This is a genomic window from Bacteroidota bacterium, assembly GCA_016711505.1.
GTDB lineage: Bacteria > Bacteroidota > Bacteroidia > AKYH767-A > 2013-40CM-41-45 > JADKIH01.
The window spans coordinates 269,219-282,557 of sequence record JADJSV010000004.1 but is presented as its reverse complement, the minus strand read 5'-3'; the positions used below and the strand labels follow the sequence as shown (position 1 = coordinate 282,557).

General features: G+C 38.1%; 11 protein-coding genes and 3 pseudogenes. 2 read left to right on the top strand and 12 right to left on the bottom strand.

All coding sequences use genetic code 11. The features are described 5' to 3' along the window. Positions 1 to 31: 31 nt before the first annotated feature. From IPL24_09200 to IPL24_09175, 6 genes and pseudogenes are all read right to left on the bottom strand, one after another. The gene (locus IPL24_09200) at positions 32 to 442 is read right to left on the bottom strand and encodes a hypothetical protein (protein MBK8363843.1); all 411 of its coding nucleotides are present in this window, start codon (positions 440 to 442) and stop codon (positions 32 to 34) included. Between the two features lie 736 nt (positions 443 to 1,178). Further along, positions 1,179 to 1,696 (bottom strand): annotated as a pseudogene (locus IPL24_09195) (ABC transporter ATP-binding protein). A 127-nt stretch (positions 1,697 to 1,823) separates the two neighbouring features. Continuing rightward, positions 1,824 to 2,654, bottom strand: a pseudogene (locus tag IPL24_09190) (ABC transporter permease). Positions 2,655 to 2,726: 72 nt separating this feature from the next. Beyond that, a pseudogene (rny, locus tag IPL24_09185) lies at positions 2,727 to 4,237 on the bottom strand (ribonuclease Y). A 471-nt stretch (positions 4,238 to 4,708) separates the two neighbouring features. Then, positions 4,709 to 5,023 carry a cell division protein ZapA gene (locus tag IPL24_09180; GenBank protein MBK8363842.1) on the bottom strand — a complete coding sequence of 105 codons (315 nt, stop codon included), beginning with the start codon at positions 5,021 to 5,023 and terminating at the stop codon, positions 4,709 to 4,711. A 10-nt stretch (positions 5,024 to 5,033) separates the two neighbouring features. After that, entirely contained in the window at positions 5,034 to 5,270 is a 237-nt protein-coding gene (locus IPL24_09175; GenBank protein ID MBK8363841.1) for a hypothetical protein, read from the bottom strand. A 398-nt stretch (positions 5,271 to 5,668) separates the two neighbouring features. Here IPL24_09175 and IPL24_09170 point away from each other — a divergent pair, with 398 nt between their 5' ends. Further along, on the top strand, positions 5,669 to 6,319 hold the full coding sequence (locus tag IPL24_09170; GenBank protein MBK8363840.1) for an ABC transporter ATP-binding protein: 651 nt from the start codon (positions 5,669 to 5,671) through the stop codon (positions 6,317 to 6,319). 130 nt (positions 6,320 to 6,449) lie between these two features. Here IPL24_09170 and IPL24_09165 read toward each other — a convergent pair whose 3' ends face one another. The 6 genes from IPL24_09165 to mnmH form a co-directional block, all read right to left on the bottom strand. Beyond that, positions 6,450 to 7,511, bottom strand: coding sequence for a T9SS type A sorting domain-containing protein (locus tag IPL24_09165; GenBank protein MBK8363839.1), 1,062 nt, complete (start codon positions 7,509 to 7,511; stop codon positions 6,450 to 6,452). Continuing rightward, positions 7,499 to 7,921: a hypothetical protein gene (locus IPL24_09160; GenBank protein MBK8363838.1), complete on the bottom strand. Its 423-nt coding sequence runs from the start codon at positions 7,919 to 7,921 to the stop codon at positions 7,499 to 7,501. The genes IPL24_09165 and IPL24_09160 overlap by 13 nt, the downstream gene beginning before the upstream one ends. A 236-nt stretch (positions 7,922 to 8,157) precedes the next feature. Then, entirely contained in the window at positions 8,158 to 8,643 is a 486-nt protein-coding gene (locus IPL24_09155) for a hypothetical protein (GenBank protein ID MBK8363837.1), read from the bottom strand. Positions 8,644 to 8,726: 83 nt separating this feature from the next. After that, positions 8,727 to 9,074 carry a hypothetical protein gene (locus IPL24_09150; GenBank protein MBK8363836.1) on the bottom strand — a complete coding sequence of 116 codons (348 nt, stop codon included), beginning with the start codon at positions 9,072 to 9,074 and terminating at the stop codon, positions 8,727 to 8,729. Beyond that, a complete protein-coding gene (gene selD / locus IPL24_09145) occupies positions 9,067 to 10,122 on the bottom strand; it encodes a selenide, water dikinase SelD (protein MBK8363835.1) in 1,056 nt (351 codons plus the stop codon). The genes IPL24_09150 and selD overlap by 8 nt, the downstream gene beginning before the upstream one ends. Next, positions 10,119 to 11,156 (bottom strand): tRNA 2-selenouridine(34) synthase MnmH, encoded by a 1,038-nt coding sequence (mnmH, locus tag IPL24_09140; protein MBK8363834.1) that lies wholly within the window; start codon positions 11,154 to 11,156, stop codon positions 10,119 to 10,121. The genes selD and mnmH overlap by 4 nt, the downstream gene beginning before the upstream one ends. 210 nt (positions 11,157 to 11,366) lie before the next feature. On the opposite strand from mnmH, the gene IPL24_09135 reads away from it, so the two are divergent. Then, entirely contained in the window at positions 11,367 to 13,301 is a 1,935-nt protein-coding gene (locus IPL24_09135) for a T9SS type A sorting domain-containing protein (GenBank protein ID MBK8363833.1), read from the top strand. The last annotated feature ends 38 nt before the right edge of the window (positions 13,302 to 13,339 follow it).

The window sequence follows — 13,339 nt, the reverse complement described above, 5'->3', positions numbered from 1 at the left end:
GTGATGAATACAAGAAGAACGCGACCGGCCATCAACTGAAACCGATCAAAGGTTCCGTCAGAAAACGATCGATATGAGTGACGTATTTTTTGTAATTGAAACCGAATGATGCTTTATCGCCGGAAGAATAATGTCCGGGATTTGATTTATCGACCGGTGAAAACAGATCGCCTTTTTCTCCGGAGATTAGATTTCCTTTCCAGTTATTAATTGCCTTTTTATTCATGACGTCAGACAAAATCGTAAACCATTCGGGATTGTGCTCCACTGTTTCAACTCTGGATGCACGTTTAACAAAAAACAATGTAGATCCACCGCCGCCATACTCAAATATGACTGATGCGTTATTGAGATTCTTTGATAAAAAATCTATTGCCTTAAAAGTGATCCATGGTTGTTCATCTTTTACAGAATTAGCATCAGGGGTGTAGAAGCTTGCCACCTGAAAACTCTATTTCAATGCAGGCAATCCAGCGCCAGACCTTATCATTTGCTTTACATAAAACTCGAACTTCATTTTCTATTTAAGATCAAATTTATTTAATAAGAACATTGCCTTGTCCTTCAGGAGGCAATTTACCGGTATGATAAAAGTCTCCGGATTCCACATGAAAAGAACCTGCATTTTGTATCCAGTCAGAAACTTCATTATTAACAGTAGAATAAATAACGAATGAATACAGACCGTGTTTTAAAGGAAGCTCATCAACAACTAAGTCGAATGAATTTGAACAGAACGTTATTGAAGATCAGATTTGTCACTTCTTTATTCTGTTATCAGTGTCAATCCATTGATGCACGGATCCTTGATCGAATATTTCCAATTGCAACATGAATATTATTTAAGCGATGTTCTTTCCTTTTCAAATTTATCAGAGAAATCGACCATGCTTTGCAGGTGCCTTTCCACTTTTATTCCAAGACACAAATATGGATTTTCAATTTTCCAGCGAATTAAGTTCAACCTTCAAAACGGATGCTTTGCAAGACCATTTTCACTGCTGTGCCTTTTCTTTCGGAAGAATGATTTATCTGATACTTTTCAGCTTAGGCTTTAGATAAGTTGAGATAACTTCTTCTGCTCCGCCCGAAATGGATTCGGCACTTCCATTTCCATTTTTGATACGACCTTGTCACGCAGATGATCTGCAGGAGCATTGATGGCCCCCATGTTATGACTAACAAAATAACTGTCCGGCCATGGATTTACTTACATCATTCATTTTTCCAAGGCATTTTTTCTGAAATTCGAATCACCGACTGCAAGAACTTCATCGACTATGAGGATTTCGGGTTCAAGATGAGCTGCGACAGCAAAAGCTAACCGGACATACATTCCTGAAGAATATCTTTTGACAGGAGTGTCCAGGAATCTTTCTACTTCTGCAAAGTCTACTATCTCGTCGAACTTCCTGCGAATTTCATGTTTTCTCATTCCGAGGATAGAACCATTTAGAAAAATATTTTCCCGTCCGGTAAGTTCAGGGTTGAAACCTGTTCCGACTTCAAGTAAACTGGCAACACGTCCTTTAAGTGAGACCGTCCCGAAAGTTGGTTCTGTAATCCTGCTAAGTACTTTCAGCAAAGTAGATTTACTGGCACCATTTCTTCCTATGATACCAACTCTTTCTCCTTTTTGTAATTCAAATGATACATTATTCAAAGCGTAAAATTCTTCTTTTGAAAGAAGTGTCATATCTCCTTTGATTGCTTTTTTACAGAACCTGTAAGTACATCACGCAAAGCAACATACTAATGACTTCCTTCATGGCGAAGGATATATTTCTTAGCAAGATTTTCTACGCGAATGACTACAGCCATGATCAGATGATATCAGCAAAGTTTCTTTCCATTTTACGGAAGTAAGTAAAACCGATTATAAATATGATTACGGAAATGAGAAATGAGATCGGGAAAGTACTTTTATCAAGACTAAAATTTCCTCCGAGTAGTCACCAACGAAAACCGTCGATAACTCCTACCATTGGATTCAAAGAATACCAGAAGCGGATTTGTTCGGGTAACAACACTTGTCTTGAATCCGACGGGAGAGATATAAAGTCCAAATTGAACAATGAAAGGTACGATGTATCTGAAGTCACGATACTTACATTCAACGCACTGACTAAAAATCCAAGTCCCATGCTTACAAAAGTTGCTTGTAAAATAAATAAAGGCAAAAAAATCATCTGCCACCCGGAACAAATTGATACCAGATCATCAATCCGATCATGATTGCAAATGAGATCAGAAAGTCGATGAATGAAACAATTACAGCACTGACAGGGATGATTATGCGTGGAAAATAAACTTTGCTCAGCATGGACGAATTTCTGATCAGAGAATTGCTGGCTTCACTAAAAGAGTTTGCAAAAACTGCCACGGAATCATTCCTGCAGAAACGAGTAAGCAGGTAAGGAACTCCATCTGATGGAAGTTTAGCAAGCCTTCCAAAGATAAATGTAAACACCAAGATGGTCATCAGAGGTCGGATAACAGTCCACAAAACTCCTACTACAGTTTGCTTATAACGTACAAGAATATCGCGCCATGACAAAAAAATAAAACAGTCCCCGGTAATTCCAAAGATCTTTTCTGAAATTGGACCTTCTCCTGTTCGGATCAATTATTATATCGAATTCGTCTGCTGACATTCTGTTTTTTAAAAAATGCTGATGCAATAAACTTACATCAGCATTTATAATTTAAAGAACTTATAAAATTAATTACTTAGCGTAATTCACCGATCTTGTTTCACGGATCACAGTGATCTTCACCTGACCCGGATAAGTCATCTCCGTCTGAATTCTGTTAGCAATGTCGAAAGAAAGTACTTCAGCTTGTTTGTCAGTCAGTTTTTCACTTTGAACAACTACACGCAATTCGCGGCCGGCCTGAATTGCAAAAGTTTTCTCAACACCAGGGTAGGAAAGCGCAAGAGCTTCCATGTCTTTCAGACGTTTGATGTATGATTCAACAACTTCACGACGGGCACCCGGACGTGCGCCTGAGATGGCATCACAAACCTGAACGATCGGTGAGATCATACTGTTCATTTCGATCTCATCGTGATGGGCACCGATAGCATTACATACTTCAGGATTCTCTTTGAATTTCTCAGCGAGTTTCATACCCAGGATAGCATGCGGTAATTCCGGTTCATCATCAGGAACTTTTCCGATATCGTGTAATAGTCCGGCACGTTTAGCTAGTTTTACATTCAGTCCAAGTTCAGCAGCCATGGTAGCACATAAGTTTGCCACTTCGCGCGAGTGCTGAAGTAAATTTTGTCCGTAAGAAGAACGGTATTTCATACGACCGACCATTCGGATCAGTTCAGGAGCAAGTCCGTGAATTCCTAAGTCGATAGTTGTACGTTTTCCAATTTCAACGATCTCATCATCGAGCTGACGTTTCACTTTTGCAACGACCTCTTCGATACGTGCTGGGTGAATCCGGCCATCGCTTACAAGTTGATGTAAAGCAAGACGAGCCATTTCACGGCGAACCGGATCGAATCCGGAAAGGATGATCGTTTCAGGAGTATCATCAACGATGATCTCTACTCCTGTTGCAGCTTCAAGGGCGCGGATATTACGGCCTTCACGACCGATGATCCGGCCTTTTACTTCATCGTTTTCGATATTGAAAATCGTTACGGCATTTTCAACAGCATGCTCAGTAGCGACACGTTGAATCGTCTGAATGATGATCTTTTCGCTTCTTTATTGGCAGTAAGTTTAGCTTCTTCCATGATGTCTTTGATATACGACATGGCATCTGTTTTCGCTTCTGCTTTCAATGCTTCAACAAGCTGACTCTTTGCCTGATCAACACTAAGTCCGCTGATCTTTTCCAACTGTTCAACCTGACGTTGATGTTGTTTTCCGAGTTCCTCTTTTTTCCCTTCAATTATATCCAACTGATTTTTCAGATTGGCCTGAAGAGTTTCGTATTCTTTTTCTTTTTTCTGAGTTTGTTCGATCTTCTGAGCTAAAGCAGTTTCTTTTTGTTTGATTCTGTTTTCAGCAGCATTGATATTCTTATCTTTTTCAGAGATCACTTTTTCGTGTTCTGATTTCAGTTGCAAGAATTTTTCTTTTGCTTCAAGAATTTTATTTTTCTTAAGCACTTCTGCCTCTGATTCCGCTTCTTTGATAATGATCTTTGCTTTGTCACCTGCGACCTGTTCTTTTTTGAAGAGCAGCCTTTTTAGCAAGTGAGTTCGCAAGGACATATCCGACGATCAGGGCAACTATTACTCCGATGAGTAGATATAATAATGATATTTCAGGCATAATTGGGGTATGGTATATTTGGGTTGTTCGTATTTGTTGTTGGTTGTTTTTTTTCTTTTTGTTTAGGTTTTAGGTTCAAGGTTTTTAGTCTTTAGCCTAAAAGCAAAAAGCAAAAAAAAACCCGCATTAATTCCGGGACTTGTTAAACCCCTAAGTCATGGGTGGAGCGGTCTGACCGTTCTGGTTTCTGCTGTCTTTTGAGGGAATCTTACCGAAGTAAGAGTGCAGCCTGCCATAGTAGTCATTGAACGAGTAGCTCCAATTGTATTGAAATGTTGAGTTTATGTAAGTGATCCGGAAGTAATGCGGGAATGCATTAAGTCAATGTGAAAGAGCAGACACAAACCGATTCAAGAAACCGAACCGGATCATCTGCAAATGCACAAAACTATATTTTCAAAGAACGGGCCTTATTTAGAAGAATTTTCCTGCGCAAGATATTCGTCGACAAGAAGCGTAAGGTATTCGATTTGTTCTATTGCTTCCTGATCTGAACTGGCTTTTTTTTCCTGCTTTGAGGCTCCCATTGCTTCACTTGCAAACTGAAGGGCGCTCATGGCTAAGAGATCCTGCTTGTCTTTGACAGCATAATTATCTTCGAAGTCCTTGATACGCTTATTGATATTTTCAGCGGCCTGCAATACTTTCTCCTGCTCTTCGTGAGTTATACGGAGCGGATAAGTGCGGTTCGCAATGGAAACTTTTATGGACAGTAATTCTCCCATTCGGGTGGATTCACTTATGGTTATCATCTATCATCGACATACTACGATCTATCTCGCCGATGATATCATTAATTTTTCTTTTCATGTTACTAATACTTTGTTTGGTTGAAGTGGATTCGATCTCTTTTAAATTTCGATAACCTTCTTCAAGACGTTGAACCTTTGCATGTTCGTCCGTCAACTCCGTCTTTAGTTTTTGGATCTCAGAAAGTAATTGTTGATTACGTTTCTTAGCATCCTCATGCAAATGTATCAATTTTTGAATGCGTAATTCGAGCGCAGAAAATTACTTTTCATGTCTTTTGCTCATTCATGATACACTTTTTTTTGTGGTGATTTTCTGGTGGTGAATAAATGCACCTGCAATTAACGAAAAAATTTAATACAAACACATTGGGGGTAAATCTCTTGAGAAGGGTTACTTGAGGTGATTGTGTAATGTAGGGTCACTTCAGCCTTTTCAGGTTAAAGGTCAGAGGTCAGAGGTCACTAAGCCGTACCATACTTTTATACTTTGAAAATCAGACATTTAATTAGAAAAGTGCATTGTGACCTATGACCTTTGACCTCTGACCTAAAAATAAATAACGCAATTTTCCCAAAAAACTACCTTTGAACTTTACCCTCTATAATTAACTTCGCACCATGATCCACGCCCAAGGCCTTTTTAAGAAATACGACTCACTTCAGGTACTTAAGGGTATTGATTTGGAAATCAAGCAAGGAGAGATTGTTTCCATCGTCGGGGCTTCAGGTGCCGGAAAGAGTACACTACTTCATATTCTCGGAACATTAGATAATGCCGATAGCGGAATTTTGACAATCGATGGAATCGAAGTCACACAACTGCGTGACAAAAAAATCGCTCAGTTCAGGAATCAGAAGATCGGTTTTGTTTTTCAGGCGCATCATTTATTACCAGAATTTACTGCTTTGGAAAATATCATGATGCCGGCTCTGATCGGCGGAAGTTCCAAATCAGATGCTACACAAAAAGCGAAAGCACTTTTAAATCAACTAGGGTTAAGTGACCGTGAAGAACATCGACCGTCTGAATTAAGTGGTGGCGAACAACAACGTGTTGCTGTTGCAAGGGCATTGATCAACTCCCCTGCTGTTGTCTTTGCTGATGAACCAAGTGGTAATCTGGATTCAGCTTCCGCAAAATCATTGCATCAACTTTTCTTTGATCTCCGTAAATCGATGAACCAGACTTTTGTGATCGTTACTCATAATAATGAGTTGGCGGATATGGCGGATAGGAAGTTGACTATTAAGGATGGGGTTTGTGTGTAATTCAAAGTTTAAAGTCAATGTATTCTCAGTTATTAGTTTCATTTTTTTTTCTGCAAAATAAATTTACAAAAAATTAAAGAGGTTCAATAATTATATTAAAAGCAGGAAAAGACTTGATGCATTAAACTATTTATTTCATCTTAATCATTTTTCGTCTAACTACAGTCTTTTCATAGATAAATTCCAGATAATATGTACCGGCAGAAAATTCGGAAAGATTAAGTTCGTTTTTTTCATTTAACCTTTTATCAAGAATAATTTGACCAAAACCGTTATAAACACTTACTTTTTTGAACTTTTCCGGGGAATTAAAATAAATTATATCAGAGAATGGATTCGGATAAATAATTAATTCATTCTCCAAAATTTTATCAATGTCATTCGTCAAAGAATCGCATGCACTACCCCATAAGGGTGCCATCTCATAGTCAGGATTATTTGGTAATCCCCAATAAGTTCTCTTCCCGCCAAGGTAAAAGCTAAATAGATTAAGATTACAACCGGCTCCAACAACATCTGGATTTTCAATTACACTCAAATTCATATTATACTGACTGTACATATGTGATTGATAAGGATAAGGAAAAGTTCCACCCGGATCCCATTCAATAGACCAGTAAATTTTATTATCCGGTGCTAGCCGTAAATTACCTCCGCCATATCGAGAAGTGGTAATAACAGCAAGAGTATCCCGGTTTAAAAAGGGATTTGATGAACTTAGATCAAGCTGAAAGAGTCGAGACACTTCCATTTCATCTGCAATGTAGAGCAGATTCGAATTAGGAGAAAAGCAAGCTCCAAAGAATTGTAAACTATTATTTTGAAATTGACGACGAATGATCCTTGAATTTGAAAACACTCCGGTGCAACGATCAAAATCAAATGTTTCTATCAGACCTGCAAAACTGACAAAAGCAATTTTATTTCCCTCTTTATTAAAACAAAGATTACCCAAACCTGCCCAAGAATTGCCACCTATATTTATAACTTTTTGAATCATTGTATCAGGTGTAATCAGATATTCATAAAAGGTTGAATCACCTAATGCAGAATATCCCTTAATAATTAACCACCAATCTCTTCCATTGCCATGCCTAACAGTTGTCATCCCTCCACATAATGAATCAATATCTACTGAATTGTTTTTACTAATAACCTCACCCAATCCACCATCGCCTGTCATATCGACCACTGAATAGAATGTTCCTGATGGACTGAAAGGCGTGATATGGACGGAAAAAGATAGTAAATCGAAGAGTTTCCAGGTTTTGGAATAATTATCATTTCATCATACATTCCAGCCCCATTTATAGAATCTCCATTCAACATAATCTGATGATTGGCATTATAGACTTTTCCATTGGGAGGCCATGTTCCATCGGGCGCAGCATACGCATAAAACAATAAACTCCCTAGTGAATCACTTATAGAAGCACACGTGCCTCGACTGTCCATCCCTGTCGAAATAGGAACAGGCATTGAAATATTTCTAAAATCAATGCCTGCGCTATCGCCAAAGCACCAGATGCTATTGCGATTCTGGGCTTCGGCAGAAAATGTGATCAAAATGATACCAAAGATTGTATTTAATAATTTGATCATTTAACTATAAGAGTTTTTTAACACTTATGAGCGCTTCAGAAGAATAAACTTGAACCAAATAGCTACCACTCTCAAATTCGGAACTATTCACATCTAAATTCTTTGCATTCTTAGGTATCATATTCAAATATACTACTCATCCGGGTAGATCTAAAATCTTTATTAACATCTTTCCAATTACCCAATACTAATCCTTGGTTCAGTGCCTTCTTTTTAAGCAATAAAACATTCACTTTTCATTCCTTTATTTTCACCGGCAATGAAGAAAGCTCTCCGATTAACATTGAAAGCTTTTTTCCTTCTTCACTGAATGGCCAGGAATAAAGTGTTCTGATATCAAAATCTTTCCGCATTGAAGTAATTGCTTCGAGGGTTATCTTTTTTGCAATCCCTTTTTTTCTGAATTCAGGAAGTACAATTGCAGAACACAAATAAATAGAATCAAAACCTCTGCCTTCCTTTTTTGCTGACATAGATTCTTTTAAAATATCAGATTCGGAAATTTTACCGGAAAGAAATTTTTCCATTGTTTCCTGAGTTGATGGAATAAGTAAGATCCAGCAAACAGGTCCATCGCCTATGACTTCTTCCGATAATGTTGCAATATGGAGTTCATTCAATTGTTCCATAACAATTGGCGTAACGTCTAATTGAGATGGATCATTCTTTACGGCAAAAAACTCGTCTACGAGTTGGAGCATTTGTTGGAGATGGGTGGGCATTTTTTTTAAGGTAATTTAAATTCAAAGTTTCTCGTTTTATTGTCAAATTTTTAGTTTGTCAGAGTCTACAAGCACTTTTTTTTTTATTCAATACATTTTTCAATTTCCCCCACCAATAAATCCGAATCAAGAATCTGAACAACCTTAATTCCGGAATCTAATTTAACATCATAGTGGTATGGCCCGGACTGAACAAACGAAATACTTTTTCTGAAAACAACTAACTTAAGAGTGTCGCCAGTTATAAACTCTTCGACTTTGCTGATGTATTGAGCTGATTCTCTTGAATCAAGAGTCAACTTTTGGTCAAGTTTGCAGATATTGATTTGATCAATGGAGGAAATCGGTTTAGCTCTTGTAACATATAAATAAGTCAATACTAAAATAAGAAGTGTGGAAAAACGGATTATTATTTGAAAAACTTTATTCATTGATTTGAGTATTTACAACAACTACTTTCTCGCCTGCTTCAGAAATCTCACCAATCGGGTCAGTAAATTCGCTAAACCTACTTTCTACTAAAAGTTGCTTTACCAAACTCACACTCCCACTCTCAACACTGATCAATAGTCCGCCGCTGGTTTGCGGATCACAAAGCGGAATAAACTCAGGACCATTTACACCTGAAACTTTTTTTTCATATGCATTCCAGTTTCTATAGGTATTATCAGGAAAAATAAATTTATCCATATACTCCTTTACACCGGGAAGCAATTTCAGATTCTGATAATTTACGTTTGCAGAAACATTACTTGCTTCACACATTTCAATCAGATGTCCGACCAGACCGAATCCTGTAACATCAGTCATTGCATTTACGCCATTTATCTTGGCCAACTCTGCTCCTATTTTATTCAACTTGCACATGCTTTCAACTGCTCCATTAACATGCTCTTTGCTTGCAACACCGCGTTTCAAAGCAGAAGCAATTACTCCACTGCCTATAGCTTTTGTGAGAAAAAGCTGATCCCCGATTTTTGCTCCTTTATTTTTTTTCAAATGTTCGGGCTTCACAAGTCCATTGACAACCAACCCAAAGACCGGCTCAGGAATATCAATGGAATGTCCGCCGGCAATCGGGATTCCAGCTTCTGTGCAAACCTCATTTGCTCCGCGCATGATCTCACCAACTACTTCAATCGGTAATTTGTCGATAGGAAATCCAAGAATAGCCAAAGCAAAGACGGGCTTTCCACCCATTGCATAAATATCACTTAGCGAATTTGCTGCAGCAATTTTTCCGAAGTAAAACGGATCATCAACAATCGGTGTAAAAAAATCTGTCGTCGATAAAAGATACTGTTCCTCAGAAATTTTCCAGACAGCGGCATCTTCATTGTTCTCATGGCCGGCAATAAGATCTGTAAATCCGCCAGGCGATTTCACATTCTTTAAAATCGTTTCCAGTACAGCAGGAGCAATTTTACAACCGCAACCACTGCCTTTAGAATATTGCGTAAGTTTTATTTCTGAATTCACTGAGTTATATTTTTAGAAAGGGAAAGCACTTTATTCATTACAGACTCAAAATCATTTTTGTCTTTCATTTCAATTTCAAATCTCGTATTTGTAGTTCTGCTTTCCAGACTGTGCGAATATGTTTTGTCATAATAGTCGAGTAAAATACTGATCCAGTCGCCTGTTCTGTTTTCTTCTAAAGCTTTCAGCGCTTCTTTCAAACCTAATCCACCTAAACGCTTACTTAGCTTTTTCATACATTCAGACAATTCTTCATTTGTAAAATGAGAATAGTCTTTTTTTATTCTTTCAACCCTTTCTTCACGCGATAAATTTACTTCGAAAAGAGGTGCGGCGATAAATTGAAAATAAAATTCATCGGGAAGTTTGATTCTACCTATGGATCTACTCTCTGCTTCCAACCAGATAACTTCATCACCATTCATATGATATAACTGGAGCGCCAGTTCATTCTCAAAGTATTCATTCCTTGGTTGCGGTTTCATTCCTAAAGAACCGAAAGCCGATCCGCGATGATTTGCAAGTCCTTCGAGATCGATGACCTGATGACCTGCTTCTTTCATAAGCATCAATAGATCAGTTTTGCCCGAACCTGTATGACCGCCAACGACTCTGAATTTTCTTTCGACTATAAATTGATCCAACACAAAACGACGGAAAGCTTTGTAACCACCCTTTAATGTATGAGTTCTATACCCGACCATGTTCAATACCCATGACATAATTCCGGAACGCATTCCACCACGCCAGCAATAAACTAAGATCTCTTTACCCTTTCCTAATTCATCAACTTTTTTCACGAATGAACTAAAAAGTGGTCCTACCAGTTCAAAGCCCAGTCGGACTGCTGCATCCCGGCCTTCTTTTTTAAAACATGTTCCGACTAAAATGCGGTGCTCATTATTAAGTAAAGGAATATTAATTGCCCCGGGAAAATGAGCGTGTTCGAACTCACCTTCACTCCTGGCATCTATCAGAAGATGATTATTATCATTAACATTTGAAATAAAATCGTGGACAGATAAAAGTGACATACGGCAAAGGTAAAACAATGAATGGCCTTTTCTATCATTTTTTGCGAATTCTATAGAAAAACAAAGAAAATACCTAACAGTTTGTTTAATCGGTTGTTCACTCAAAAGTTTAAAAAATTGAGGTAGAACAGGCATTCTGTCCTTTCAAAATACAATGATTTTAACTAATATTGTAAAAAGTATTCCCATACAAATTTATACAAATCAACAATGAAGAAGATATTCTTCGCAACCGCAGTTATTACATCTGTAATACTTCTGCTTAGCTTTGTTTCCGGCGAAAATCCTACTCCATATCAGCATACTTCAGAAGAACTAGCCTACTTTGCATCGCAACGTGTACAGACTCCATTGGTACCGGGTGAATGGTATTTAACGTCTGCAAGTTGCAGAGGGTGTCATGGTATCGATTCTTTAGGTCAATCGAATATTGATGAAGACGGACACGATGTAAATCTGGTTTCACACTGGGAAAGCACCATGATGGCGCTGAGTGCAAAAGATCCACTTTGGAAAGCAAAAGTTTCGCATGAAATATTGACTAATCCCGGACATGCAGGACCATTACAGGATAAATGTACTTCGTGTCATGCTCCTACTGGAAGATATAATCATTTCTTCCGTGGACTTGGAGATTACACATTAGCAAATCTTGCTACTGATTCACTTGGACAAGACGGAGTAAATTGCGCAAGCTGTCATACAATTTCACCAAGTGTTGGAAGTACATTCTCCGGAAATATTCCTTACGATACAACAAGAACTATTTACGGACCATTTCAAGGACCAATGTTCGGACCAATGCAATTGTATGAAGGTTACACACCTGTTTACAGTGCGCATATGGATGAATCACGTTTATGTTCTTCATGTCATACATTGATCACTGAAACAGTTGACTTAAGTGGTAATCCAACAGGACAACAGTTTGTTGAACAGGCAACGTATCATGAATACTTAAATTCATCTTTCCCGGCAAACAGTATAAAATGTCAGACATGCCATATGCCACAACTTGCTTCACCGATTGTGATTGCAAATGGATTTATTGCATTGACACCACGCACGCCTTTTAATCAGCATGAATTTGCCGGAGCGAATTATTTTATGCTTGATCTGATCAAGAACAATAAGTCAAGCCTGAATATTAATGTTGACGATGCACGATTTGATACCACTCTTGCAGCCACAGCGAATAATCTTCGTATGAATTCTATCAATCTGAATTTATTATTTGATAGTGCTCAGAGTGACACTGGATATTTCAGAGTGAGTATAGAAAATAAAGTCGGACATAAATTTCCATCAGGTTATCCATCGCGACGAGCAGTTTTGCAGTTTGTAGTGACTGATGTCGCAGGAGATACCTTGTTTGAATCCGGGCTCTTTGATGAAGACTATCGTATCATAGGAGAAACTCCTGCATTTGAACCTCATCATGCAATGATCAATCAATCTAACGTTCCACAGATCTACGAAATTGTAATGGGCGATGTAAATGGTGATTTCACTTCATTGCTTGAGCGTGCTGCACTTATACTTAAGGACAATCGTCTTCCACCAAACGGATTTACGAGTTCTCATTCAACATATGACACTTGCGTTATTTCACCGGATGCAATGGCAGATGCTGACTTTAATAAAAACAATTCAATCGAAGGATCGGCAACTGACTATGTACATTTTCATGTTCCGCTTGGTTCGTTCAGCGGTGACTTGAAAGTTACTACGAGAGTATTTTATCAGTCAGTTCCCCCGAAGTGGCTTGATGAGATGTTTGTTCTGAACAGTCCCGAAATAGATACCTTCAGAACGATGTATGCCAGTGCAGATAAGACACCATTTCTTGTTGCGACTGACAGTTTAAATCTGACGATTACCGGAATCAAGCAACAGAATCTTGAAAGTTCAATAAGCCTTTACCCTTCTATTTCCAGATCGGGAGAATTTACATTGATGACGAATTCAGAAATTAAGATTGAAAAAGTCGAAATTTTTGATGCAAACGGCAAAATTGTTCAATCACAAATTTTAAATGAAGATACGGTTAAGGCAAATTTTGTCATTTCCGGCAGAAGTGGAAATTATTACATTCGTATCGTTACCAATAAAGGTGTGACGATTAAAAAGGTATTGAAATTATAATTACCTTTCTTCTAAGCATATTCAACCTAAATCATAAA

Excerpts from the sequence above, each read along its gene's own strand:
- IPL24_09160 (MBK8363838.1), bottom strand. The coding sequence starts at position 7,921 with ATGATCAAATTATTAAATACAATCTTTGGTATCATTTTGATCACATTT.
- IPL24_09135 (MBK8363833.1), top strand. The coding sequence starts at position 11,367 with ATGAAGAAGATATTCTTCGCAACCGCAGTTATTACATCTGTAATACTT.
- IPL24_09170 (MBK8363840.1), top strand. The coding sequence starts at position 5,669 with ATGATCCACGCCCAAGGCCTTTTTAAGAAATACGACTCACTTCAGGTA.
- IPL24_09155 (MBK8363837.1), bottom strand. The coding sequence starts at position 8,643 with ATGCCCACCCATCTCCAACAAATGCTCCAACTCGTAGACGAGTTTTTT.
- IPL24_09180 (MBK8363842.1), bottom strand. The coding sequence starts at position 5,023 with ATGGGAGAATTACTGTCCATAAAAGTTTCCATTGCGAACCGCACTTAT.
- IPL24_09150 (MBK8363836.1), bottom strand. The coding sequence starts at position 9,074 with ATGAATAAAGTTTTTCAAATAATAATCCGTTTTTCCACACTTCTTATT.
- mnmH (MBK8363834.1), bottom strand. The coding sequence starts at position 11,156 with ATGTCACTTTTATCTGTCCACGATTTTATTTCAAATGTTAATGATAAT.